We start from the raw sequence: 25390 nt of genomic DNA on the forward strand, positions 1-25390 counted from the left end.
GAGCCTGATTAGACCATTCCGCCGGTGTTGGAAACCGGCGCGACGCGCCTCGAGGCGAAGGCGTCCAGGATTTCCGCCAGCAGCGCGCCGCTTCCAGCCACCAGCATCTCGTGGCGTACGTGTTCGCCGGCGTAACTCAGCGCCCGGCCGTGCTCGTCCACCACCTGCCCGCCGGCCTGCCTCAGGATGAGGTCGGCCGCCGCCAGATCCCAATCATGCGAATTGGGCTTCACGAGGGCCGCATCGAGGCTGCCGCGCGCCAGCAGCGCCAGCCTGTAGGCGAGCGAAGGGACGTAGCCCGTCACCGCGAAGCGGTCGCGCAACGCGTCGGGCAGCATGGCGAAGATCGTCTTCGGTCCGCCGACGCGCGGCTGGCCCTCGGGCGGCCGCACCCGGATCGGACGGCCGTCGAGGAAGGCGGGACCGGTCGAACGCGCCCAGTAGGTTTCCCTGAGCGCCGGACACACCAGCACGCCCGCCACCGGCGTCCCCTGCTCCACCACCGCCACGCTGACGCACCAGGTGTCCCGCCCCTCGATGAAGGCGCGGGTACCGTCGATCGGGTCGACGACGAAGGTGCGCTCCGCGCCGAGCCGTTCGGGCGTGTCGGCCGTCTCTTCGGAGAGCCAGCCATAGGACGGACGCGCGGCCGAGAGGGACTCGCGCAGGAAGCGGTCGACGGCGAAGTCAGCCTCGCTGACGGGCGAACTTCCCTCCTTCAGCCAGACCTCCGGCTTGCGGCCGAAATAGCCCATGGCGATGTCTCCGGCCTGCCGGGCTGCCGACAGGACCAGGTCGAGGTCGGCGGCATCGCGCGTCTCGTCAGCTTCCGGCAAGGGTCATTCCTTCGACGAGCAGGGTCGGCGCGGCCGTGCCGAAGGTGCGGTCGATGTCGTTGGCCGGCGTCATGGCCATGAACATGTCCTTCAGGTTCGAAGCGATGGTCACCTCCGACACGGGGTAGGACAGCGCGCCGTTCTCGATCCAGAATCCGGAAGCGCCCCGGCTGTACTCCCCGGTTATCATGTTCACGCCCTGGCCGAACACCTCGGTGACGTAGAATCCGCTGGACAGGCCGGAGATCAGGTCCTGCGGGCTCGCGGTGCCCGGCTCGATGGCGAGATTGGTCGAGCTCGGGTTGACCGACGTTCCCGAACGGGCGCCGCGTCCGTTGGTGGCGAGGCCGAGTTCGCGCGCCGTCGACGTCGACAGGAACCAGTGCCGCAGCACGCCGCGGTCGATCATGGTCAGAGGTTCGCCGGCGACACCCTCGCCGTCGAAGGGCCGCGACGCGGTGCCGCGCGGTTTGCGCGGGTCGTCGGTGACGGTGATGGCGGCCGATGCCACCGGCTGGCCCATCCGGTCGCGCAGGAAGCTCGTCCTGCGTGCCACCGAAGCACCGTTGATGGCGCCGGCGAGATGTCCCGCGATGCCCCGCGCCACGCGCGGATCGTACACCACCGTCACCGGCCCGCTCTTGACCTTGCGGGCGCCGAGACGCCGCACCGCCCGCTCGGCGGCACGCCGACCGATCGTCTCGGGCGTCTCCAGCTCGTCGAAGAACAGCCGGGACGAAAACTCGTAGTCGCGCTCCATCGCCGTCCCCTCACCCGCGATCACGCTCACCGAGCGCGAGAAGCGGGAGGCGACGTAGTGGCCGAGGAAACCGGCGGATGTCGCCAGCACGAGCCCGCCCAGCCCGGCGCTCGCACTCGATCCGCTGGAGTTGGTCACGCCCCGCACCTCCATGGCGGCCGCCTCCGCCGCCAGCGCGTCCTGCCGCAGACGTTCGGCCGCAACCTCGGTCGCGTCGAACAGGTCGAGGTCGAGAACGTCCTTCACAAGCCGATCGGGATCGGCCAGACCCTGGAACGGATCTTCCGGCGAGACCTTCGCCATCGCCACGGCGCGCTCCGCCAGGGCGTTGACGTCTGCGTCGACGGTGGCCGACACGCTGGCCACCCGCTTGCCCACGAACACGCGCAGCGCGATGCTGTCGCCTTCCGATGCCTCGGTCGATTCGACCTTGCCGAGACGCACCGTCACGCTGCCGGATCGCCCGCGGACGGCGACCGCATCGGCTTCGTCCGCTCCGGCGCGGCGCGCCGCATCCACCAGCGAACCGACGAGATCGGTGAGTTTGTCTGTGTTCAGCGACATGCGATAGTTCCGGTTGGGTGCCGTGACGAATCCGGACGCATCGGCTTGGCGCGCCGGTCCGTCTGCTGGTGCATCTATGGCTCCGGAGGAGCCTGTGCAATGGGTGGCAGCGTGCAGCCGGGCGCAGACCGGCAAGGAGACGCGGATGGCGACGGAACACGGTGCCCAGTTCACGGAGATCCTGGTGCTGCTCGGGGCGGCCGCCGTGTCGGCGCCCCTCTTCAAGCGCATCGGGCTCGCCACCGTGCTCGGCTACATCGCGGCGGGTGTCGCGCTCGGGCCGGTTGCCACGCTCATCACCGGCGGCGACGACCTGCTCGACTTCGGTGAACTGGGCGTCGTCCTCCTGCTGTTCGTCATCGGCCTGGAACTGAAGCCGAGCCGGCTGTGGTCGATGCGCCGCGACATCTTCGGCCTCGGCGCCGCACAGGTGATCGTCACCGGCATCGTCCTGACCGCGCTGGTCCGCTCGGCCACCGGTTTCGGCTGGGAACAGGCGACGATCATCGGCATGACGCTGGCGCTCTCCTCCACCGCCTTCGCCCTCCAGCTGCTCGAGGAGAGCGGCGACACGAACCGCCGCTACGGCCAGACGTCCTTCTCGATCCTGCTCTTCCAGGACCTTGCGATCGTCCCGCTGCTGGCGCTCGTGCCTTTGCTGGCGCCGGGAACGGACGGCGCGGACGCCTTCGGTGCGGGGGATTTCGCCGTCGCGGTCGTGGCCGTCGCCGCGCTGATCGCAGCCGGACGGTACCTGCTCAACCCGCTATTTCGCATCATCGCCAACACCGGCGCGCGCGAGGCGATGATCGCCGCCGCCCTCTTCGTCGTGCTCGGTGCCGCCACCCTGATGCAGTCGGTCGGCCTGTCGATGGCGATGGGCGCCTTCGTGGCGGGCGTGATGCTTGCCGAATCGTCCTACCGGCACGAACTCGAGACCAGCATAGAGCCCTTTCGCGGCATCCTGCTCGCGGTCTTCTTCATGGCGGTGGGGCTGTCGCTGGATCTCGGCATCATCCTGTCCGAGTGGCTCGTCATCCTCGTCGCCGTGCCGGTGCTGATGCTCGTCAAGGCAGTGATCTGCTACTGTCTCTGCCGCGCGTTCGGTTCCACCCATGCCGACGCCGTGCGGGTCGCGCTGCTGCTGCCGCAGGGCGGGGAGTTCGGCTTCGTCATCTTCTCGGCCGCGACTGCCGCCTTCCTGCTGCCGCCCGAACTCACCTCGTTGCTCATCGCCATCATCACCGTGTCGATGGTCGCCACGCCGCTCGCGGTGGCGCTCGGCCGCTTCCTCATTCCCGCCGAGAAGGAGGAGACGATGGAGGAAGACTTCGACGGTGCCGGCTCCGACGTCCTGATGATCGGCTTCTCCCGCTTCGGCCAGATCGCCTCGCAGGTGCTCCTGTCGGGCGGCGCGCGGGTGACGATCATCGACCATTCCGCCAACCGGGTCCGCGCCGTCGAGAAGTTCGGCTTCCGCATCTATTTCGGCGACGGCCGGCGCAAGGACGTGCTCGAGGCCGCCGGCATCCGCCAGGCCCGCATCGTCGCCGTCTGCACGCATGGCCGCGAGGCGACGGACAGGATCGTCGACCTGATCCAGAGCGAGTTCCCGCACGTGCGCCTCTTCGTGCGCTCCTACGACCGCGACCACACCCTGACGCTGCGCGCCCGCGACGTCGAGTACGAGATCCGGGAGACGCTGGAGTCCGGCCTGACCTTCGGCAGACGGACGCTGGAGGCCGTCGGCCTCGACGAGGTGACGGCCGCCGACATCGTCGAGGACGTGCGCCACCGCGACGAGGAACGGCTGTCGATCCAGGCGGCGGGGCTCAAGGACCCGGGCGTCTCGATCTCCAGCCCGGAGCCCCTGATCCGTCCCAGGCACGAGGGCAGGCGCATCGACCGCGTGCCCGACATGCCCGACACCACTGCGCCCGTGAGCGGCTGACCGGCCGGACGCACGATCGACACTCGCCTTTCACGGGTCGGGCGCTATTGCATGAACGGGACGCGGTCGCGCGTCGATGCCGGAGGGACGACGTGATGACCGAGCCCGATAGTCCAGCCACACCAGCGCCGGCGAAGTTCACCACCGGTTCCACCCTGCGCCACGTCGTCGTCATGACCGCGACCGGATCGATCGGCCTCATCGCCATCTTCCTCGTCGATGCCCTCAACCTCTTCTACATATCGCTTCTGGGCGTGAAGGAACTCGCCGCCGCGATCGGCTTTTCCGCGACGCTGATGTTCTTCACCGTCTCGGTCGGGATCGGCTTCACCATTGCCACCTCGGCCCTCGTCTCGCGCGCGCTCGGCCGCGGCAACCGGACCGATGCGGCCGCCATGGGCGGCGCGGCGGTCGTCATCATGGCGCTGACGCTGGCCGTGCTGTCGGCGATCGTCTGGCCATTCCTGAACCCGCTTCTGGCGATGCTCGGCGCCACCGGCGAGACGCTGGACCTCGCCACCCGCTTCATGCAGATCGTGCTGCCGTCCTCGCCGCTGGTCGCCGTCGGCATGTGCACGACCGGCATCATGCGCGGGGCGGGCGATGCGCGCCGTTCCATGTACGTGACGCTGGCGAGCGGGCTCGCCGCCGCCGTCTTCGACCCGATCCTCATCTTCGGGTTCGGACTCGGCCTCGACGGCGCGGCGATCTCGACCGTCCTGGCGCGGCTGGTCATGGTGGCCGTCGGCCTGCACGGGGCAATGGTCGTCCACGGTCTCGTCGCCTGGCCGGACTGGACCCGCCTGCGGATCGCGGCCCGCCCCTTCTTCGTCATCGGCCTTCCTGCCGTCGCCACGCAGCTCGCCACGCCGGTCGGCAACGCCTATGTGACGGCCGAGATCGCCCGCTTCGGCGACGACGCGGTCGCGGGCTGGGCCATCATCGGCCGGCTGGTGCCGGTCGCCTTCGGCGCCATCTTCGCCTTGTCGGGCGCGGTCGGCCCGATCCTCGGCCAGAACTACGGCGCCCGCCGCTACGACCGGCTGATGTCGGTGATGCGCGACAGCCTGCTGGTCACACTGGTCTACGTCATCGGCGCCTGGGCGCTGCTGGCGGTCTTCCGGCACGGCGTCGCCGACCTCTTCGGTGCCACCGCCGCCGCGCGCGATCTGATCGAGTTCTTCTGCCTGTTCGCGGCCGGAAGCTTCCTGTTCAACGGCGCGCTCTTCGTCGCCAATGCCGCGTTCAACAACCTTGGCTATCCCGGCTATTCGACGATCTTCAACTGGGGCCGCGCAACCCTCGGCACCATCCCCTTCGTCTGGGCAGGCGCGCATTTCTACGGCGCGGCAGGCGTCATCGGCGGCTGGGCGCTGGGCTCCGTCATGTTCGGAACGGCGGCGCTGGTCTGGTGCTTCCGGATCGTCCGCGACGTGGCCGACCGCGCCCCGCCCGGTCCGCCCCTGCCGGCGCCGCCACCCGCCTCCCACTCGCCCTTCTCGACGGGCAAGGCCTCGACCATGCTGGAGTGACCAGGCCGCCGCTCAGACGGGCTCGAATGTCTCGTGCGCGGCGAGCGCGGCTTCGATCGAGCGCTTCAGCTCGTCCTTGAGCGGCGCCGTCTGTGCCATGATCGCCTCCATGCGCAGGAAGTCGAGGACCCTGAAACGCGACACCGGCGGGCGCAGGAAGATCGTCGGCCGGCAGGTCTTGAGCTTCATCTGGATGATCGTCTGCATCATCAGCTGGGTCGAGCCGAACACCAGTTCGAGCGAATTGAGGATGCGCCGGTTGTTCGGCGACGGCGTCCCGACGACGTCGATGGCGATGGTGATGTCGGCCTTGCCCTCGATCAGGTCGAAGGGCACCGGATTGCAGATGCCGCCGTCGATCAGGATCCGCCCGTCGCGACGCACCGGACGGAAAACCGCCGGTATGGCCGCGGAGGCCCCGATGGCCGACGGCAGATCACCCTCGGCAAAGACCACCTGTTCGTGCCGGTAGAAATCGACTGCCGTCACGCTGAGCGGAATGTCGAGCTCCTCGAAGGTCTGCGGGATCGCGGCGGGCAGGAAGGCTCCGAGGATGCGCTCGACGTTGAACTGGGTGAGCCGCAGCCCGCCATCCATGAATTCGGCGAACGTGCCCGGGCGCGCCCGCCACATCCGCGCCGCCACCTCGGCGCGGCGGCTCAGGATCGAATGGGCGTAGCGGTGGATCTCCCGGCCCGACATGCCCGCTGCCATGCCCGCGCCCATGATCGCGCCGATGGAGGATCCGGCGATGGCGACGGGCCGGATGCCGAGTTCGTCGAGCGCCTCGATGGCATGGATGTGAGCGAGTCCCCGCGCGCCTCCGCCGCCGAAGGCGATGGCGAAGGTCGGCCCCGACCGCGTCGAAGCGTCATGCGAAGCGGGGATTTGCCCGTGCATCGGCGTGATCCTTGTCCGTCGGCGCGCTACTGGCCCCCGGCGGATGCATCCGGTCCAAGGATCATGATGGCAGGTTGCGCCGACAGCAAGTCCTTTGCCGCTGCCTTCACCTCGTCCAGCGTCACGGCCGCGATGAGGTCGCCGCGCCGGTCGATGTAGTCGATCCCGAGATCGTCCATCTGGAGCTGGACCAGCGTCCGCGCGATCGCTCCCGACGAATCGAGGTTGTTGATGGCGTAGCTGCCGATCACGTAGGCCTTCGCATCGGCGAGTTCCTGCTCCGTCGGCCCCTCGGAGGCCATGCGGGCGATGACGTCGCGGATCACCGACAGCGTCTCCGCCGCCCGGTCGGCGCGCGTCGACGTACCGATCATCAGCGCCGACGAGTGGTCGCGGTTCACCAGCGACGACCCGACGCCGTAGGCGAGGCCGCGCTTCTCGCGCACCTCGTCGAACAGCCGCGACGAGAAGGTGCCGCCGCCCAGGACGTGGTTCATCATGTAGGCCGCGAAGAAACGCGGATCGTCGCGATCGACGCCGGGAAAGGCCAGGCGCAGGCTGGCCTGCGGAACGGGGAACGACACCGCGATCTCCTGGTCCAGCTTCGGCTCCACGCGCGCGACGGGGCGCAGGTCGGGCGTCTGCGGCAGCGCGCCGAAGACGCGGTCGAGTTCGGCCTTGAGCGTTTCCGCATCGATCGCGCCGACGACGCCGACGACGAGATTGTCGCGGGCGAACAGGTTCTCGTGCAGCGCCTTCAGGTCCTCGGCGGTGATCGTGGCCAGCGTCTCGGGCGTCCCTTCGCTGCGGCGCGCATAGGGGTGGTCGCCATAGATCGCGTTCGCCCAGGCGATCGAGGCCGCCTGGTCCGGATCGTTGGCGCGCGCCTCGATGCCGGCGATCATCTGGGCCCGGATGCGCGCCAGGGGTTCCGGGTCGAAACGCGGCTGGTTGACGGCGAGCCGCAGCAGGCGGAACGCCTCCTCGCGATCCTCCGCCAGCGTCCGCAGCGACCCGAAGAAGGCATCCGGGCTGACGTTGAACGACATCTCCGCGCCCGACAGGTCGAGCGCCTCCTGGAACGAAGCGCGCGGCATGTCGCCGGCCCCCTCGTCGAACAGCCCGCTCATCACCTCGGCGAGCCCCTCCTTCCCGACCGGATCCTGCGTGCTGCCGCCCTCGAAGGCGAAGTTCACCGCGATGATCGGCACGGTGTAGTCCTCGACCAGCCAGGCGGTGACGCCGCTTTCGCTGGTGACTTCCTGGATCTTCACCGCCGCCTGAGCAGGCGCGACCATCGCGACCGCGGTGAGCGACAGAGCCAGGAATGCAGCGGTGACCGGTTTCATGATGATGTCCGATGAAGGGGTGGCGAGTACGAAGCGCCTCATGAGCGGTCTCCTCCGGCCGGCAGCAGGTAGCCCGTCACCGAGCGGCTCTGGTCGAGATGGCGGCGCGCGGCGTCGCGCACCTGTTCGGCGGTGACGGCCTCGATCCGCTCGGGCCATTTCTCGATGTCCTCGATCGTGCCGCCCGTGGTCAGGGTCGAGCCGTAGATCCGAGCCATGCCGCTCTGGCTGTCGCGGGCGAAGATCAGGCTGCGCGCGTAGCGCTTCTTGGCGGCGGCGAGTTCCGCCTCCGTGACGCCCTCGTCGGCGATCCGGGCGATCTCTGCGTCCATCGCCTTTTCCACATCCTGAAGCGTCGCGTCGCCGCGCGGCGAGGCGTAGATCTGGAACGAGGTCTCGTCGAGCGCGTCGGACTGGTACCAGGCTCCCGCCGACGAGGCGATGCCCTGTTCCACCACCAGCGCCTCGTAGGCGCGCGAGCGGGGTCCGCCGCCGAGGATTTCCGACAGGAGGTCGAGCGCCTCGGCCTCGCCGTCCGCGCCCGTCGTGTAGGACGGCACGACCCAGGCCTTGCGGAAGCTCGGCGTCGAGACACGCGGATCCGAAAGCGTCACCGTGCGCGCCGTGTTCTGCTCCGGCTCGCTCGGCCGGATGCGCGGCGGCAGGTCGGGCCCGCGCGGCACCTTGCCATAGGTCTCCTCCGCCATCAGCCGGACCTCGGACGCCTCGACGTCGCCGGCCACGATCAGCACGGCGTTGTTCGGCGCATAATAGCGCTGATAGAAGTCGATCGCGTCGGCGCGGTTCAACTGTTCGATCTCGTGCATCCAGCCGATCACCGGGATGCGATAGGGATGGTTCTGGTAGAGCGTGGCGTCGAGTTCCTCGCCCAGCAGCGAGCCGGGCTCGCTCTCCACGCGCGAATTGCGCTCCTCCAGGATGACGTCGCGCTCGGGGCCGATCACCTCGTCGGTGAGGATGAGGTTGGTCATCCGGTCCGCCTCGAACCGCATCATGTCGGCCAGGGCATCGGGTGCCACCTGCTGGAAGTAGGCGGTGTAATCATAGGATGTGAAAGCGTTTTCCTGGCCGCCGATCTCGGCGATCCGGCGCGAGAACGCGCCTGCCGGATGGTTCTTCGTGCCCTTGAACATCAGGTGCTCGAAGAAATGCGCGATGCCCGACTTGCCGGGATCCTCGTCGGCGCTGCCCACCTTGTACCACAGCATGTGGGTGACGACCGGAGCGCGGCGATCGGGGATCACCACCACCTGCAGTCCGTTGTCGAGCACGAAGCTCGTCACGTCGCTGGACTGCTGCTGTGGCGCCGACGCGGTCTGCGCGGCCATGGCCGCCGGAGACAGGGGAGCGGCGCCCGCCATGAGCGCGATCAGCAGCGCCGGGATGATCCTCCGTCCCCGCGTGCCGTGGCGTTTTTCGTCCATTCGCAATCACCTCGGATTGTTGATGCCGCTGACATGGGGCGGCGGGCCTGGCCTGTGAAGCGCCTGGCGGATGAATTATCCGTCATGTCGCCGCAGGCGGAATCGATGCGGCCGAGCCGGAGCTCAGTCCGCTTCGATGAAGCGGATGATCGTGTCACCATAGTGGCGCTCGTCGACGACCGCGAAGCCCTCGACCCGCCCGAAGGCCGCGGCCGCGGCCTCTTCGACCACGCAGAGCGCGCCGGGCTTCAGCCAGCCTCCCGCCCGTGCCGAGGCGAGCGCCTGCTCGCCGAGGCCCTTGCCGTAGGGTGGATCCGCAAAGACGAGGTCGAACGGCGCGATCGTGCCGACGCTGCCGAGCGACGTCGCGTCGCGGCGGAAGATCCTGGTCCGGCCCTGCAGGCCGAAGGCCTCGACATTGGTGCGGATGAGACCGCGTCCCTCCGCGCTCTCCTCGACGAACAGGCAGTGCGCGGCGCCGCGCGAGATCGCCTCCAGCCCAAGCGCGCCGGTGCCCGCGAACAGGTCGAGCACGCGCGCGTCTTCCAGCAGCCCGCCATTGCGATGGGACAGCACGTTGAAGATCGACTCGCGCGTGCGGTCGGTCGTCGGGCGGATCGCCTGGCTCTTCGGCGTCGCGAGCGTGCGGCCGCGAAACGCGCCTCCGACGATCCGCATCGGCTAGTCGTCCCGGCGCGGCTTGCGCGGGCCGCGGCCGACCCCGCCTGCCGGCCCCTTGCCGGGGCCGTTGCGCGACGGAGCGGGACGCGAATCGCCGCCGGCCTTGCGCGGCGCTGGACGCGACGCCCGCTTGGGCGCGGCCTCGGTCTCGTCCGTCTTGCCCTGGGGCCGTGCACCGGGTGCCATCCAGACGTTGGACGAGCGCGCCCGCGGCGACGTATAGGCCTTCTCCTCGCGCTCTTCGCGGTTCTCGCGCTTCTTGCCGAAGGACGGCCGCGTGGTCTGCAGCCGGCCGAGCACGGTCTCGCGATGCGCCTCGCGATCGCGCTTGCGGTTCTTGATCAGCCCGCCCTCGCCCGGCTCCGAACGGGCGCCGCCGCGCTCGGGACGGTCGGACGCGGGTTCCGGGCGTGCAGCGACGGTCGGCTTGTTCGAGAACGGCGTGATCACGGGCGCATCGAAATTGGCTCCCGATTCCTCGATCAGCCGCTCGCCGAGCTGGTCGCGCAGCATGCGGCCCTTGATCTCCTGAACCGCGCCCTCGGCGAGTTCGCCGAGCTGGAACGGACCGAAGGAGATGCGGATGAGCCGCGTCACCTCGAGGCCGAGCGAAGCGAGGATGTTCTTCACCTCGCGGTTCTTGCCTTCGCGCAGCCCGATCGTCAGCCAGGCGTTGGAGCCCTGCTCGCGGTCGAGCGTCGCTTCGACGGCGCCGTAGAAGACGCCGTCGACCGCCACGCCGTCGCGCAGCGCGGCGAGCTGCGTTTCGTCGACATGCCCGTGCACGCGCACGCGGTAGCGCCGCAGCCAGCCGGTGGCGGGCAGTTCCAGCAGCCGCGCCAGCCCGCCGTCGTTGGTCAGGAGCAGCAGGCCCTCGGTGTTGATGTCCAGGCGGCCGACCGTGATCAGCCTCGGCAGTTCCTCGGGCAGCGCCTCGAAGATGGTGGGCCGGCCTTCGGGGTCGCGGTTCGTGGTCACCAGCCCGCCGGGCTTGTGGAACAGGAACAGCCGCGTCCGCTCGATCTCGGGGATGGCCTGACCGTCGATGGTGATCCGGTCGGAAGCGGTCACGTTGAAGGCCGGGCTCGTCAGAACCGTGCCGTTCACCGCCACCCGGCCATCGGCCACCAGCGATTCGGCATCGCGGCGCGAAGCGACGCCCGCGCGGGCGAGCCGCTTGGCGATCCGCTCGGGCACGGCGCCCGCCTCCTCCGTCGCAGCCGAGGACCGGTCGCCGCCGCGCCCTTCCGCCGATGCGCCGCGCGGGCGCTCCCGGAAGCCGGGCTTCTCGCCGCGGAACGGCTTGTCGGTGCGGAACTGCCGCTCGCCGCGCTCCTCGCGCGGCTTGCGGTCGCCGAACGGCTTGTCGGCCCCGAAGCGCCTCTCCGGACGCTCCGCCGCACCCTCGCCTTCCGGCTTGCGGGCGCGATAGGGCCTTGCGTCACCCTCGGGCCGGGGACGGTACGGCTTGTCGCCGCCGGGCGCCTTCGAACGATAGGGCTTGCCCTCGCCGGCCGGGCCACGCGGCCTGTCGCCGTCGAAGCGCCGCGCCGGGCGTTCGCCGGCCGGCCCGTCTCCCGCGGGAGCACGCTTCACGTAGGGCTTGCGCGGGCGATCGTCGCCCGAACGCGTCTCGTCGCGGTCGAACCGGAGCGCCGGACGCTCCGCCGAACCCGCCTCGCCGTCCGGCTTGCGGGCGCGATAGGGCCTGGCATCGCCCTCGGGGCGAGGACGATACGGCTTGCCGCCGGCCGATGCGCCGCCGGACCGGAAGGGCTTGCCCTCGCCGGCCGGGCCGCGCGGCCTGTCGCCGTCGAAGCGCCGCGCCGGGCGTTCGCCGGCCGGACCGTCGCCGGAAGGCGCACGCTTCACATAGGGTTTGCGCGGACGATCGCCGCCCGAAGAGCGCGTCTCGTCGCGGTCGAACCGGCGCGACGGACGCTCCGCGGAGCCTGCCTCGCCGTCCGGCTTGCGGGCGCGATAGGGCCTGGCTTCGCCCTCGGGACGGGGCCGATACGGCTTGTCACCCGCGGGCGCCTTCGAACGATAGGGCTTGCCCTCGCCGGCCGGGCCGCGCGGCTTGTCGCCGTCGAAGCGCCGCGCAGGGCGTTCGCCGGCCTTCGCACCCGCGGCCGCCGGCTTTTTCGCTCCCGCATAGCCATCGGTCTGCGGCCTGGAGGACCGCTTGCGCGGGGCGTCGCCGCCGCGCCGGCCCTTGCCGCCCTTTTCGTTCGTATCGTCGTCCATGTGGCCTTTGCCTTTCCGCGCGGCTAACTAACAGCAACGCCAGCCCGGCGCGAGTGGAATAGTCAGGAAGGATGAGCGTTGAAACGCCCGGAATTCATGAGTGAAGCGATGGCCGAGGCCCGCGCGGCCGCCGAACGCGGCGAGGTGCCGGTCGGCGCGGTCGTCGTGGTCGACGGCGTCATCGTCGCCCGCGCCGGCAACCGGACCCGCGAACGCGCCGATCCGACCGCCCACGCCGAGATCCTCGCGATCCGCCAGGCCTGCAGCGAAGCAGGCTCGGAACGCATCGGTTCGGCCGATCTCTACGTGACGTTGGAGCCCTGCGCAATGTGCGCGGCCGCAATCTCCTTCGCGCGCATCCGCCGCCTCTATTTCGGCGCGGACGACCCGAAGGGCGGCGCGGTGGTCAACGGCCCGCGCTTCTTCACGCAGCCGACCTGCCACCATGCCCCGGACGTCTATCCGGGAATCGGGGAACGGGAGGCTGCGGCCATCCTGCGCGACTTCTTTCGCGCGCGCAGGCAGGAAAACTGAAGGGCCGGCGCGATGACCGCGCGCGTTCCGGTCGACCTCCCGCCAGCCGACCGAGCCGGGTCAGAAGCCCGGGATAAGGTCGCGCCAGCTGAACGTGCTGCCGCCGCCGGCAGCCGCCTTGCGGCGCTGTTCCTTGCGCCACTCTTCCTCGCCGACGTCGCCCACGGGCGCGGTTTCGACCGGCTTGCGATACTCCGTCGGCGGCTCGCTGAGGTAGCGGCGCGTGGTGGCGCTGCCCTGCTGGTTCTCGGCGAGGCGCCGGTTGAACTCCTTGCGGGTCTGCTTGCCGTTGCCGGTGAACGTGTCGACCACGTCGCCACGCGCGTTGCGCACGGGCGCCGGTGCCGATACGGCGGCCGTATCCACCACCTCGGGCGAGAAATCCATGTTGTCGCGGTTGGCGGTCGCCTCGGCGCGGATGCGGGCACGGCGCTGCTCGGGCGATTCGGGCCAGTCGGGGTTGGCCGAGGCCACCACGCTGTCCTGCGGCGTCGGCAGGGTTGAAAGCGAGGCGGGCTTCACCAGTTCCGGACGCGGCTTGTACTCGATGCGCTGGTCGTTCTTCGGCGCGAGAGACAGGACGCCGGTGATGTCTTCCAGAAGCTGCTGGTCGGCAGGCTTGTCGGTGCCGTAGGTCGGCGAACCCATGCAACCCGACAGCGTTGCGATCGTCGCGGCCAGCACCAGCCCCTGCGGTGCCTTCCTGCGAAGCGCGTGTGTGACGCCAGACTTCATCCGTAATTCGCCTTTCCCGACGGCCGTTCGCTCGCCGCGTCGTGGTTGCCGACTGTTGGGTCGGAAATCCGGCAACAAGATGACGCGCGAGCGCTGACGTCGTGTACAGCAACCGGCCCGGCACGGCAATGCGCGGGCCGGAGTGGATGGCAGGCGGGCGGTGGCGGCCGCCCGCCAAGCCGTCAGATCCGCCCCAGCGCCTTCAGTTCCTTCAGCGCCGCCGCGTCGCGTGCCGAGACGTCCGGATAGTCCGGATCGGAGCCCACGTCGTCGGTATAGCGCCAGGAACGGGCGCATTTCGTCCCGCCGGCCTGTGCGAACATCACCCCGACGCCCTTCACCTCGTCCAGCGTGAAGGCCTCGGCCGGCGCCGCGCCGGCGCGCAGCGAGATGCCGCTGGTGATGGCGATCTCGGCCATGTCGGTGCCGTCGAGCGCAGCCATCAGGGCCTCGTCGGCCACATACACGATGGGTGCCGCCTCCAGCGAGGAGCCGATCGTCTTGCGCGCCCGCTCCAGTTCGAGCGCGCCGGTCACGACCCGCCGCACCTGCCTGATCTTGCGCCATTTCTCGGCCAGGGCATCGTCCCGCCAGCCGGCCGGAACCTCCGGAAACTGTTCGAGATGCACGGAGGTCGCCTGCGGGTGGCGGTCGAGCCAGGCCTCCTCCATGGTGAAGGGCAGCATCGGCGCCAGCCACGTCACCACGCAGTCGAACAGGTGCCGCACCACCACGATCGAGGCCTTGCGGCGCAGGCTCGAGGGCGCGTCGCAGTAGAGCGCATCCTTGCGGACGTCGAAATAGAAGGCCGACAGGTCGACGACCATGAAGTCGATCAGCGACTTGGTGATGCGCTTGAAGTCGAAGGCGTCGTAGCTCTTGCGCACCACCTGGTCGAGTTCGGCCAGCCGGTGCAGCATCAGCCGCTCGAGTTCGGGCATGTCGGAGAGTGCGACCTCTTCGCCCTCGTCATGGGCGAGCGTGCCCAGCATCCAGCGGATCGTGTTGCGCAGCTTGCGGTAGGCGTCGATGTTGGTCTGCAGCACGTTCTTGCCGAGCCGCTGGTCCTCCCAGTAGTCGGTGGTCATCACCCAGAGCCGCAGGATGTCGGCGCCGGACTTGGCCATCACGTCCTGCGGGACGACCGTGTTGCCGAGCGACTTCGACATCTTGCGGCCGTCCTCGTCCATGGTGAAGCCATGGGTGATGACGGCATCGTAGGGCGCCCGGCCGCGCGTGCCGCAGGACTCCAGCAGCGAGGAATGGAACCAGCCGCGATGCTGGTCCGAGCCCTCGAGATAGACGTCGGCCGGCCATTTCAGGTCGGGCCGGTCCTCCAGCGTGAAGGAATGCGTCGAGCCCGAATCGAACCAGACGTCGAGGATGTCCCGAACCATCGTCCACGGCTCGCCGGCGCGGGAACCCAGGAAACGCTCGCGCGCGCCCTCCGCGAACCAGGCGTCGGCCCCCTCCTGCTCGAAGGCGTCGAGGATGCGGGCGTTCACCGCCGCGTCCTTCAGCACGGTGCCGTCCTCGGCCACGAACACGCAGATCGGCACGCCCCAGGCGCGCTGGCGCGACAGCACCCAGTCCGGCCGCTCCTCGATCATCGCCCGCAGCCGCGTCTGCCCGGCAGCGGGCACGAAGCGCGTCGCGTCGATGGCGGCGAGGGCTCGGGTGCGCAAGGTGTCGGGCTTCGGCGACTGGCCGATCTCCCCCTTTGAGGGGGAGATGCCCGGCAGGGCAGAGGGGGGTGCCTTGGCGCCGACCTCCCCCACCGTCGCCATCTCCCCCGCAGGGAAGGAGGAAAGCCCGTACCCGCCGAGTTCCTTGTCCATGTGGACGAACCATTGCGGCGTGTTGCGGAAGATGACCGGCTTCTTCGACCGCCAGGAATGCGGATAGGAATGCTTCAGCCGCCCGCGCGCAAACAGCATGCCGCGCTCGATCAGCGCCTCGATGACGACCTTGTTGGCGTCGCCCTTCTTGCCGTTGTCGTCGATCACCCGCGCCGCCCCGCCCGGCCGGTCCGGCCCGAAGCCGGGCGCGTCCTTCGTGAAGAAGCCGGCATCGTCGACCGTGAACGGGATCGCGGTCTCGATCCCCCGCGCCCGCAGCTCCTTCGCCGCATCCATCCACGCGTCGAAATCCTCGCGGCCATGGCCCGGCGCCGTGTGCACGAATCCGGTGCCGGCATCGTCGGTGACGTGGTCGCCGGGCAGCATCGGGACGGGGAACTCATACCCTCCGCCGAGACCGCGGAGGGGGTGGGCCAGAACGAGGCCAGACAACTCAGCATCGTTAACTGAACTCAATTTTCTGAACGACAGCTTGGCCTTGGCAAAGCTCTCCTCGGCAAGCGCATCCGCGAAGATCAGCTTCTCGCCGGCCTGCGGCCCGAAATCGTTCTCCGCCGCCGTCACCTCGTAGAGCCCGTAGGCCACGCGCGGGGAGAAGGCGACGGCGCGGTTGCCCGGCATTGTCCAGGGCGTAGTCGTCCAGATGACGACGGACGCGCCGATCAACATGGCCGGAAATTCTCCACCGGGAGCCGCACCTGCCTGCTCAACCACCGGAAACTTCACCCAGACCGTATCCGACTCGTAATCGTGATACTCGACCTCCGCCTCCGCCAGCGCGGTCCGCTCCACCACGCTCCACATCACCGGCTTCGAGCCGCGATACAGCTGGTCGCTCATGGCGAACTTCAGCAGTTCCCCGGCGATCCGCGCCTCCGAATGGAAGGCCATCGTCGTGTAGGGGTTGTCGAAATCGCCCTCGACGCCGAGCCGCTTGAACTCGCCCGCCTGCACCGAGATCCAGTGCTGCGCGAACTCGCGGCACTCGCGGCGGAACTCGTTGACCGGCACCTCGTCCTTGTTCTTGCCCGCCGCGCGGTACTTCTCCTCGATCTTCCACTCGATCGGCAGGCCGTGGCAGTCCCAGCCCGGCACGTAGTTGGAATCGAAGCCGCGCATCTGGAACGAGCGCGTGATGACGTCCTTCAGGATCTTGTTCAGCGCGTGCCCGATGTGGATGTTGCCGTTGGCATAGGGCGGCCCGTCGTGCAGCACGTATTTCGGCCGGCCGGCGGCATCCTCGCGCAGGCGGCGGTACAGCCCCATCTCCTGCCAGCGGGCCACGATCTGCGGCTCCTTCTCGGGCAGGCCCGCCCGCATCGGGAAGTCGGTCTTCGGCAGGTAGAGCGTCTTGGAATAGTCGAGCGTGTCGGTCATGGTCTCGCCATTGCATGGACCCGGGGCATGACGCCGCGCCGGGCCGGTTCCTTCGAACTGGAAATGCGCATCGCGCGCGTAGACTGTCCCGGACCGTCCGGCGGCTCAGGCCGCCCGGAAGGCCGGGCCGGTAATTCGGATCGCGAAGGGGCGAAGGACCGCGCTCGGTGTCATGGCGCACCCTGTAACCGACGAACCGCGCGGAAGAAAGGGGGTTGTCGCGAGGGAACCGGCAACCGGCGCTCGCTGCACTCGTCACATCGAAAAATCGAACCGGTACGTCGCCGAGACGCCGAGCAGGAACTGGTGCTCGGAGCCGCGTTCCTTCACCAGGCTCGAATCCGCCGCCGTTCCCATCAGCCGCGAATACTCGCCGAACAGGCTGGTCTCGATCGTGTCGGTGGCCTTCCAGGTGATGGCGCCGCCGAAGCCGACGGATTCGACCCCACCGTCCGGATCATAGGCCGACAGGCCGGATGCGATCGATTCGTCGGGCGACACGCCGTACCAGGCGTCGAAATAGTCGTCGGAGCCGAAGGCAAGGCGCGGACCGCCCGAGATGCGGATGGCGGGCGTCACGTCCATGAAGGCGTCGGCGGCGAGATCGCCGGTGATGCCGTCATGCGAGCGGATGCCGTGGCGCACCTCGCCGCGCAGGCGCAGCCAGTCGACCGGGTAGAATTCGGCGAAGACGCCGAGCTCGCCGCCGAAGCGCACCGGGTCGAGGCCGGCGAGATCGTCCGAATCGTCGTCGTCACGGCCGAACACGAGCTTGCCGGTCGGGCCGGCGCGGAAATAGCCCTGGTCGATGAGGCCGATCGAGATGTTGTCGTTGCGCGAGGAGAAGGGCGTCGAGCTGCCCTGCCGGCCGAACGAGATCAGCGGCTGGCCGCGCAGGCGGTAGTCGTCGTCGCCCTTGAACTCCGGCGCGACGAAGCCGGCGCCGCCCACCTTCAGGTACCAGTCTCCGGAGAACCAGCTCTCGGCCTGCGCTGGCACGGCGGAAACGGCGATCGCCAGGGCGGGCAGGGCGGCAAGAAAGGCTCTCGGCATGGTCACTCTCGGATCGAGGGGCGGACGACGGGTGAAGGTGAAGATGCTGCTTCTACGCAGCCGATCCTACACCGGACCTGTGGTTGACGAAACCTGTACCAGCCGGGTGAATCTTTCGTGAACGGTCTCACCAGACCTCCCGGTCGAGCCGGTCCAGGATCAGGCGGCGCATCTGGCGGATCATCGTCCCGGGAAGCAGCGTGCCGGCGAGCGCGGCGAGCCGGTTCGTCCGGCCAGGCACCACCAGCCGCCGCCCCGCGAAGGTCGCGTCGAGGATGATGCGGGCGGCGAGGTCCGGCGGCATGCGCCGGCCGGCATCCGCGCCAGCCGGCGCATGCCGCTCGGCATGTTCCGTCCGCAGCGGTCCGGGACAGGCGAGCGTGACGGAGACGCCGCGCCGCGCGAAAGGCTTGCGCACGCTCTTCGCATACACGGCGATCGCGTCCTTCGTGGCCGCGTAGACGGCGGCGCCCGGATAGCCGGTAAAATGCGACAGGGACGAGACGAAGCACATCGGCCCCGCGAGATGTCCGGTCCGCACGAGGTCCGCGGCCAGGATCATCGGCGTCTCTGCATTCACCGTCGTCAGCCGCCGGTAGGCCTCCGGCGGGATCGCCTCGAAGCGGCCCGTGGCGCTCACGCCGGCATTGAAGACGGCGAGCTGGAACGGACCCGCAGACGCGAGCCTGCCGCAAAGCGCGTCCACGGCCGGCCGGTCCGAGAGGTCGCAGGTGATCCGTTCGAGATAGGGCATCGCCGCGCCTTCGGCCCGGTCGACCGAGACCACCCGCCAGCCCTCCGCCAGGAGTCGCTCGACGATGGCGCGGCCGAGACCCGCGCTGCCTCCGGTAACCAGCGCGCTCTTCACCGTCCGCCCTCGCCGCGTCCGAGGAAGCGCGCGAAGCCGATGCTCTCCACCGCCCTCCCCCGCTCGATCGCCCGTTCGATCAGCCGCGCCATGGTCCCTGTGCGGGCGAACAGCCGCAGCAGCGGGCCGGGGTCGTGTCCGGCGCGGGCGTGCATCCCGGTGTCGGTCGGGCCGGGATGGATCACCTGCACGGCGATGCGCCCCCGCCATTCCTCGGCGAGCGCGCGGCCGAATCCGTGCAGACCGGCCTTGGCGGCGGCGTAGCTGGCAAAGGCGGCCGCCCCCTTGCGGGCGGTCGAACCGATCAGCACCAGCCGCCCCTGCCCCGCCTCGAGCCGCGGCCGCAGCGCCTGCGAAAGCACGATCGCGCCGAAAAGATTGACGTCGAGCACGGCGCGCAGCATCTGCGGCGTCTCCTCGGCGGGATCGACGGCATGGCCCGTGCCGGCATTGAGGATGGCGAGGTCGAGGCCGTCCCAGCCGAGCTCGTCCAGCGCCGAGAGGACCGCAGCAGCCGCCTGCTCCGGCTCGTGCTGGTCTGCCTGAACGTAGACGACGCCGTCGGGAAGCACCTCGCGGGCCTCCGCGGCCGGTCTCCGCCCCGCCGCCAGCACCGTCGCATGCAGAGCGTGCCGGCGGGCGAGCGCCAGGCCGATGCCCGACGTCGCCCCCGTGATCAGGATCCGCTTCTGTCCCGCAGTCTGCCCCGTCTTCCCCATCTGCCGGAGCTTTGCCAGAACCCCGGCACCGCGTCGATAAACAGCCGCGTGATCGTCAGCCCGAAAAGCACAGCTCCACGTCGACGGCCGAAAGCGGACGCACGCCCGCCAGCAGCGCCCGCGCCTCGGCTTCGTCGCGCTTCATCTGGGCCACCAGCGCGTCGAGTCCGTCGAACTTCTCCTCCCCGCGCAGGAAGCCGAACAGCGAGACGCGGCAGGTCTCGCCGTAGAGACTGCCCGAGAAGTCGAAGACGAAGGTCTCCAGCAGCGGTGCGCCGTCGGCGTCCACCGTCGGGCGCCGGCCGAAGCTTGCCACGCCGTCGTGGAGCGACCCGTCCGGCCGCCGCAGGCGCACGGCATAGATGCCGTATTTCAGGCCCGTCTCCGGCGGCAGGGCCATGTTCGCCGTCGGATACCCGAGGGTCCGGCCGAGCTGTTTGCCGCCGACGATCTCGGCCTCCACCGTGTACCGGTAGCCGAGCAGTCCCGCCGCCTCGGCCACGGCGCCCTCTTCCAGCAGCGTGCGGATGCGGCTCGACGAGACGACGTCGGCCCCCTCGTCGCGCAGCGCGTCGACCAGCGTGACGCCGAAGCCATGCCGCTGTCCGGCTTCCATCAGATAGGCGGGTCCGCCCTGGCGATTCTTGCCGAAATGGAAATCGAATCCGGTCACCGCATGGGCGATGCCGAGGCCGTCGGTCAGCACACGGCCGACGAAGTCCTCCGCGCTGAGGCCTGAGAATTCGCGCGAGAACGCCTGCTCCACGACGGCATCGAAACCCGCGCGGCGGATCAGTTCGGCCTTCAGCGGCGCCGGGGTCAGCCGGAACACCGGCTTCTCGGGCCGGAACACCGACCGCGGATGCGGCTCGAAGGTCAGAGCCAGGGCCGGTGCGCCCATCCGTTCGGCCAGCGCCCGCGCCCGATCGAGCACCGACACGTGGCCGCGATGCACCCCGTCGAAATTGCCGATCGCCGCCACCCCGCCGCGCAGGGAAGCAGGCAGGGCTGCCGGATCGGCGATCCGCTGAAAGGGCTTCGGGCTCATCGCGCTCTTCGTCCTGGCGATTTCTCAGCGCAGCCGCGGGATGACGGCCGCCGGCGCGTGGCCGTGCCTGTCGAGGAAGGCGGCCAGCCGCACCGGATCGGGCGACAGCGTGTCGCCGTAGTCGCGGGCGTGGATGCCGCCGGACACGTAGAGGGCGTCGATGTCGTTCTGCGTCGCGCCTTTCAGGTCGGTCAGCGCGCCGTCGCCGATCGCCAGCACGTCGGAGGGTCCGATCGTCCGACCCAGCACCTCTCCGGCGGCCTTCAGCGCAGCCTCGTAGATCGGGCGATGCGGCTTGCCCGAGATCAGCGTGCGGCCGCCGAGCTGCGAGAAGTCGCGGGCGAGCGCGCCGGCGCACCAGATCAGCCGGTCGCCGCGCTCCACCACGATGTCGGGATTGGCGCAGATGAACGGCAGGTTGCGGGCGCGCAGCCGCTGCAGGAGGTCGGCGTAGTCGTCCGGTGTCTCCGTCTCGTCGTCGAACAGTCCCGTGCAGACGACGCTCGACGCTTCCGGCTCCTCGCAGAGTTCGACGTCCATGCCGTCATAGATCGACAGGTCGCGATCGGGTCCGATATGGAACACCCGCCGCGAGCCTTCCGCGATCAGGTCCCGCGTGACGTCGCCCGAGGTGACGATCCGGTCATAGGCTTCCGTAGGCACGCCGAGCGCGCCGAGCTGCGCCTCGACATCCGGAAAGGGGCGCGGCGCATTGGTGATCAGGACGACCGCGAGGCCCTTCCCGCGCGCCCGCACCAGCGCTTCGGAAGCCTCGTCGAATGCCCGGATGCCGTTGTGAATCACGCCCCAGACGTCGCACAGCAGGGCGGCGTACCCGTCGGCCACCTCGTCGAGCGATGCGATCATTCTCGGCTGGTCGGGCATCGGCGCTCCTCGCTGGGCCGTTGATCCTGCCGCCGCCCGCCGGGCCGCGGCGGCCCCGGCATTAACTGAAGCCGTTCACCCTGTCATTATGTTTCGCTTCACATTCGCGGTGCAGAATGGCTTGCAGTATGATGGACGAGACGTGTGACGGCGGGCGCCCGGCGAGGGAGCGTCCGCGTCACCGACCCCAGGGACGGGTTATGCGACAGATCGCCTGTGCCGCCATTGCCGCGGCCGTTGTTGGAACCGCGCTTCATGCCGCGGCGGCTTCGCCGGCTGCGGCAGGTGCGGGTGGCCCTGCCGCGGCGCCGGGCATGGTCCTCGTCAGCCTGCTGCTGGCGGCCGTCGCGCTCGCGGCCGCGGGGCTCGCCACCTGGACGGCGTGGAAGGCGAGGTCCGAGCTGGCGCGGCTGTCTCGTGGTCTCGATGCGGCGCTGGCCGCGCTCGACGCCCGCACCAAGGCTGCCGACGCGGAGCGGCTGCTGCTCGAGGAGCGCCTGCGCACCGAGATCGACACGGTCGCCCTGCGCGGCGCGTCGGCGGCGGCCCCCGCCCTCGCCGCCGACGTCATCCCACACCCGGTGATGGCCGGCAGGCGCCGCCTGCCGAAGACCGATCCCGCCGACGCGACCGAGATCGCCCTCGCCCGGATCCTGGACGACGGCGAACTCGAGCTCAGCCTGGAGCCGATCGTGTCGGTGTCGCGCAACGCCGGCGTCGCCTTCGACGTCCACGCCTGCCTGGAGATCGACGGCAGGACGCTCCACATCCACCGGCTGTCGTCCGCCACAAGGCATGTCCGCCGCAATGCGTTCGAGAAGGCACTGGTCCTGCGCGCGGCCGAGATCGCGCGCCGCCGGCTGGGGTCGAAGGGCGACAGGCTGCCCCTGCACTGCCCCGTGTCGGAGGAACTGCTGCTCAATCCGAAGGACTGCGCCGAGATCGCCGCGCTCGTGACCATCAATCCCGCTCTCGCCGACCAGCTCGTGCTGTCGGTCCCTGCCCCGCTGCTGGCCGCCTCCACCGGTGCCGTCGCCGCCGGCATCGACACGCTCGCATCCTGCGGGCTTGGCTTCGCCGCCGAGGGCTGGGACAAGCCGGCCGAAGGCATCCGCATGCTGCGCGACCGCGGCACCGTGGCGCTGAAGGCCGACGCCGACCGTCTGCTCGACCGACTGAAGATCCGCCGCGGTGCGGCCATGGGCGCCGAACTGGTCGCCATGGCCCGGGCCGAAGGTCTGGCGCTGGTCGCGCGCGGGATCCGCAGCGACGAGGACGCGGTCGAACTGCTCGACCTCGGCATCGACCTGATGGTCGGTCCGCGTTTCGCCGAGCCGAAGCGGTTGCGCCCGGGGCCGGCGAACACGCCGGGCGCGATGGCCGACGCACAGGCCGGTTAACACCCGGTTGACGCGGCACCCGGCATTCGAACCGTACCGCAAACGGGACCTTAGCACCGCTCTGGCAGGATGCGCCGGCATGATGGTGCAGGGGTGCAGGATGTTCCGCAGATTTCTTGAGGACCGGCGCGGCAATTTCGCGATCGCGACGGCGGTGTCGATCGTGCCGATCCTCGGGGCGCTGGCGCTGGCGGTCGACTACTCGGAAATGAGCCGGCAGCGTTCGCTGGCGCTGAACGCGCTGGATGCCGCCGGCATCGCCGCGGCCCGCTTCTACATCGCCGGCGGCACGGCGGCCGATACGGAGACCTATGCCAAGGACTTCTTCCAGGCGAACATGAACGGCATCGACACCAGCAGCGCGGACTTCAACCTGACCCTTCCGAGCAGCGACACCGGCGGCGGGCTGCTCACCATCGACGCCACCTTTTCGTTCCAGCCCTTCTTCTTCGACACCTTCGCCTCCCTCCTCTCGCTCGACGAGACCGCGCTGGAGATTTCCGCGCAGACCAAGGTGCGGCTCAAGAACACGCTGGAGGTCGCGCTCGTCCTCGACAACTCCGGTTCTATGGACTTCACCGGCTCGGGCTCGGGCAAGAAGCGCATCGATCTCCTCAAGACGGCTGCAAAGCAGCTGGTCGACACGCTGGCCGGACAGGCCGCCCAGATCAAGCAGGTCGACAAGCCGGTGCAGTTCTCGCTCGTCCCTTTCGCCGCCTCGGTGAACGTGGGACCGACCAACGCCTCGGCGGCATGGATGGACACGGACGGCCGTTCGCCCGTGCATCACGAGAATTTCGACTGGTCGACCATGCCGTCGAACAGGCAGGTCACGTTGTCGGGCGGCATCTACTACAAGGCCGGCAGCGGCTGGGGTAGCGCCGCCGGCCAGAAGGTCACACGCTTCAGCCTCTTCAACGACATGCAGCGCGTCACGAGCCAGACCTGGAACAGCGACTGGCAGTATGTCTGTACGCGCTACCGCAGCAGCGGCAGCTGCCGGAACTATGGCTGGGTCGACTACGGTTCCTACAGCTACACCTACGGCAGCTATGCCAGCTGGCAGGGCTGCGTCGAGGTCCGACCGCATCCCTACAACCTCAACGATGCCGCACCGACGACCTCGACCCCGGCGACCCTCTTCGTGCCCATGTTCGCCCCGGACGAGACGGACCTGAGCTCGAACGGAAGCGCGCCGAACAGCTACTGGGCCGACCAGACCTCGTCGTCGAGCAGCAGCACACGCCAGAAGTACATGCCGAAATACTTCGAGCCCAACGACACGTCGGCGGCGGGCAGCGGCGCGGGACCGAACGAATCCTGCACGACGAAGCCCATCACGGCCCTGACGGACGTGACGACCGTCGCCGGCAAGACCGCCATGACCAACGCCATCGACGCCATGTCGCCGCTCGGCGCCACGAACGTGCCGGAAGGCATCGCCTGGGGCTGGCGCACGCTGTCGCACGCGGCGCCCTTCACCGAGGGACGCTCCGAGGCGGAGAAGGGAAACGACAAGGTGGTGATCGTGCTCACCGATGGCGCGAACACCTACTACACGCCGAGCTCGCTCGGCTATGCCGATGCGGCGGGCAACAAGTCGATCTACTCGGCCTACGGCTACACGGCCGTCAACCAGTCCGGACAGTCGAAGTCGCGCATCTTCATGGGGACGACGGCGAGCAGTTCCACCTATTCGAATTCCAATTACACCACCGCGATGACCCAGCACATGAACGCCATCTGCGAGAACGCCAAGTCCAGCGGCGTCACCGTGATGACGGTGGCGCTCGACCTGAGTTCCAGCAAGACCGACGAAGCCGGCCAGATTACCGCGCTGAAGGCCTGCGCCTCCGATTCGAAATTCCGCAAGGACGCCGACGGAAACGCCGCCAAGCTGTTCTGGAACACCACCGGCGGCGAGCTCGAAAAGACCTTCAAGGAAATCGCCGACGAACTGTCCAACCTCCGCTTCGTCGGCTGACGCGGCGCATGCTCCGGGCAAGGCCGGCGGACACGCGCCGGCCGTCCCCCTCGTCGTCCTGCGGCGTGCGGTCGCGCGAACGGTCGCGGGCGTCTTGAACGGCGACCGGCGGATGGCCATCTGTAGCCCGCGCGGTGCCGGCGTGAAGTCCGGTTCCGTACGCGGCGCAGGGGGGCCTCGCCCCCTCCGGACGCTCTCCACTTTCCCTTGACAGCGCGGATCGATCCGCCTATCTGAGCGGCGCGTTAGCACTCCCTTCGGGTGAGTGCTAACGCGGTCCGGTTCCGCCGGACGGGACAATTCCATCATCCGCATCGAGGATACCAACATGTCACAGACGAATTTCCGCCCGCTGCACGACCGCGTGGTGGTCCGCCGGGTCCAGTCGGAAGAGAAGACCAAGGGCGGCATCATCATCCCGGACACCGCCAAGGAGAAGCCGCAGGAAGGCGAGATCATCGCCGTCGGCTCCGGCGCGCGCGACGAGTCGGGCAAGCTGGTTCCGCTGGACGTCAAGGCCGGCGACCGCGTGCTCTTCGGCAAGTGGTCGGGCACCGAGGTCAAGCTCAACGGCGAAGACCTGCTGATCATGAAGGAATCCGACATCATGGGCATCATCGGCTGAGCCGAGCCCCTGATTCAAACCGATCCACGGCCAGGCAC

Annotated in this window: 20 protein-coding genes; 6 read left to right on the forward strand and 14 right to left on the reverse strand. The window is 69.4% G+C overall.

Translation table 11 applies throughout. From position 1 onward, the window contains the following. Window positions 1-8: 8 nt before the first annotated feature. Both IAI54_RS10715 and IAI54_RS10720 read right to left on the reverse strand, forming a co-directional pair. Window positions 9-836 carry a 3'(2'),5'-bisphosphate nucleotidase CysQ gene (locus IAI54_RS10715; protein ID WP_187972327.1) on the reverse strand — a complete coding sequence of 276 codons (828 nt, stop codon included), beginning with the start codon at window positions 834-836 and terminating at the stop codon, window positions 9-11. Next, a complete protein-coding gene (locus tag IAI54_RS10720; RefSeq protein ID WP_187972328.1) occupies window positions 823-2160 on the reverse strand; it encodes a TldD/PmbA family protein in 1338 nt (445 codons plus the stop codon). The genes IAI54_RS10715 and IAI54_RS10720 overlap by 14 nt, the downstream gene beginning before the upstream one ends. A 145-nt stretch (window positions 2161-2305) precedes the next feature. On the opposite strand from IAI54_RS10720, the gene IAI54_RS10725 reads away from it, so the two are divergent. Then, entirely contained in the window at window positions 2306-4111 is a 1806-nt protein-coding gene (locus tag IAI54_RS10725; protein WP_187972329.1) for a monovalent cation:proton antiporter-2 (CPA2) family protein, read from the forward strand. Between the two features lie 95 nt (window positions 4112-4206). Beyond that, window positions 4207-5643 (forward strand): MATE family efflux transporter, encoded by a 1437-nt coding sequence (locus IAI54_RS10730; protein ID WP_187972330.1) that lies wholly within the window; start codon window positions 4207-4209, stop codon window positions 5641-5643. A 12-nt stretch (window positions 5644-5655) separates the two neighbouring features. On the opposite strand, the gene IAI54_RS10735 is transcribed toward IAI54_RS10730, so the two are convergent. The 5 genes from IAI54_RS10735 to IAI54_RS10755 form a co-directional block, all read right to left on the reverse strand. Next, window positions 5656-6543: a patatin-like phospholipase family protein gene (locus tag IAI54_RS10735; RefSeq protein ID WP_187972331.1), complete on the reverse strand. Its 888-nt coding sequence runs from the start codon at window positions 6541-6543 to the stop codon at window positions 5656-5658. A gap of 26 nt (window positions 6544-6569) precedes the next feature. Beyond that, complete coding sequence (locus IAI54_RS10740; protein ID WP_187973412.1) at window positions 6570-7934, reverse strand: M16 family metallopeptidase; 1365 nt, start codon at window positions 7932-7934, stop codon at window positions 6570-6572. After that, a complete protein-coding gene (locus IAI54_RS10745) occupies window positions 7931-9337 on the reverse strand; it encodes a M16 family metallopeptidase (RefSeq protein ID WP_420838274.1) in 1407 nt (468 codons plus the stop codon). The genes IAI54_RS10740 and IAI54_RS10745 overlap by 4 nt, the downstream gene beginning before the upstream one ends. Before the next feature lie 123 nt (window positions 9338-9460). Continuing rightward, window positions 9461-10015, reverse strand: coding sequence for a 16S rRNA (guanine(966)-N(2))-methyltransferase RsmD (rsmD, locus tag IAI54_RS10750; RefSeq protein WP_187972332.1), 555 nt, complete (start codon window positions 10013-10015; stop codon window positions 9461-9463). Window positions 10016-10018: 3 nt separating this feature from the next. Beyond that, window positions 10019-12265 (reverse strand): pseudouridine synthase, encoded by a 2247-nt coding sequence (locus IAI54_RS10755; RefSeq protein ID WP_187972333.1) that lies wholly within the window; start codon window positions 12263-12265, stop codon window positions 10019-10021. A gap of 78 nt (window positions 12266-12343) precedes the next feature. Between IAI54_RS10755 and IAI54_RS10760 the strand changes: the two genes are divergently transcribed. Next, window positions 12344-12799 (forward strand): nucleoside deaminase, encoded by a 456-nt coding sequence (locus IAI54_RS10760; protein ID WP_187972334.1) that lies wholly within the window; start codon window positions 12344-12346, stop codon window positions 12797-12799. 60 nt (window positions 12800-12859) lie between these two features. Here IAI54_RS10760 and IAI54_RS10765 read toward each other — a convergent pair whose 3' ends face one another. The 7 genes from IAI54_RS10765 to IAI54_RS10795 form a co-directional block, all read right to left on the reverse strand. Continuing rightward, a complete protein-coding gene (locus tag IAI54_RS10765) occupies window positions 12860-13534 on the reverse strand; it encodes a hypothetical protein (protein WP_187972335.1) in 675 nt (224 codons plus the stop codon). A 182-nt stretch (window positions 13535-13716) separates the two neighbouring features. Then, window positions 13717-16770 (reverse strand): isoleucine--tRNA ligase, encoded by a 3054-nt coding sequence (ileS, locus tag IAI54_RS10770; RefSeq protein WP_187972336.1) that lies wholly within the window; start codon window positions 16768-16770, stop codon window positions 13717-13719. A 255-nt stretch (window positions 16771-17025) separates the two neighbouring features. Further along, window positions 17026-17823 carry a MipA/OmpV family protein gene (locus IAI54_RS10775; protein WP_187972337.1) on the reverse strand — a complete coding sequence of 266 codons (798 nt, stop codon included), beginning with the start codon at window positions 17821-17823 and terminating at the stop codon, window positions 17026-17028. Between the two features lie 127 nt (window positions 17824-17950). Then, window positions 17951-18691 carry an SDR family NAD(P)-dependent oxidoreductase gene (locus tag IAI54_RS10780; protein ID WP_187972338.1) on the reverse strand — a complete coding sequence of 247 codons (741 nt, stop codon included), beginning with the start codon at window positions 18689-18691 and terminating at the stop codon, window positions 17951-17953. Next, complete coding sequence (locus IAI54_RS10785; protein ID WP_187972339.1) at window positions 18688-19410, reverse strand: SDR family NAD(P)-dependent oxidoreductase; 723 nt, start codon at window positions 19408-19410, stop codon at window positions 18688-18690. The genes IAI54_RS10780 and IAI54_RS10785 overlap by 4 nt, the downstream gene beginning before the upstream one ends. A gap of 55 nt (window positions 19411-19465) precedes the next feature. After that, window positions 19466-20458: a bifunctional riboflavin kinase/FAD synthetase gene (locus IAI54_RS10790; protein ID WP_187972340.1), complete on the reverse strand. Its 993-nt coding sequence runs from the start codon at window positions 20456-20458 to the stop codon at window positions 19466-19468. Window positions 20459-20482: 24 nt separating this feature from the next. Continuing rightward, on the reverse strand, window positions 20483-21343 hold the full coding sequence (locus IAI54_RS10795) for a TIGR01459 family HAD-type hydrolase (protein ID WP_187972341.1): 861 nt from the start codon (window positions 21341-21343) through the stop codon (window positions 20483-20485). A 314-nt stretch (window positions 21344-21657) separates the two neighbouring features. Here IAI54_RS10795 and IAI54_RS10800 point away from each other — a divergent pair, with 314 nt between their 5' ends. From IAI54_RS10800 to groES, 3 genes are all read left to right on the forward strand, one after another. Then, window positions 21658-22743, forward strand: coding sequence for an EAL domain-containing protein (locus tag IAI54_RS10800; protein ID WP_187972342.1), 1086 nt, complete (start codon window positions 21658-21660; stop codon window positions 22741-22743). 100 nt (window positions 22744-22843) lie between these two features. Further along, window positions 22844-24727 (forward strand): pilus assembly protein, encoded by a 1884-nt coding sequence (locus IAI54_RS10805; RefSeq protein WP_187972343.1) that lies wholly within the window; start codon window positions 22844-22846, stop codon window positions 24725-24727. A gap of 328 nt (window positions 24728-25055) precedes the next feature. Continuing rightward, a complete protein-coding gene (gene groES / locus IAI54_RS10810) occupies window positions 25056-25352 on the forward strand; it encodes a co-chaperone GroES (RefSeq protein WP_187972344.1) in 297 nt (98 codons plus the stop codon). The last annotated feature ends 38 nt before the right edge of the window (window positions 25353-25390 follow it).

Source organism: Aquibium microcysteis (genome assembly GCF_014495845.1).
Lineage (GTDB): Bacteria > Pseudomonadota > Alphaproteobacteria > Rhizobiales > Rhizobiaceae > Aquibium > Aquibium microcysteis.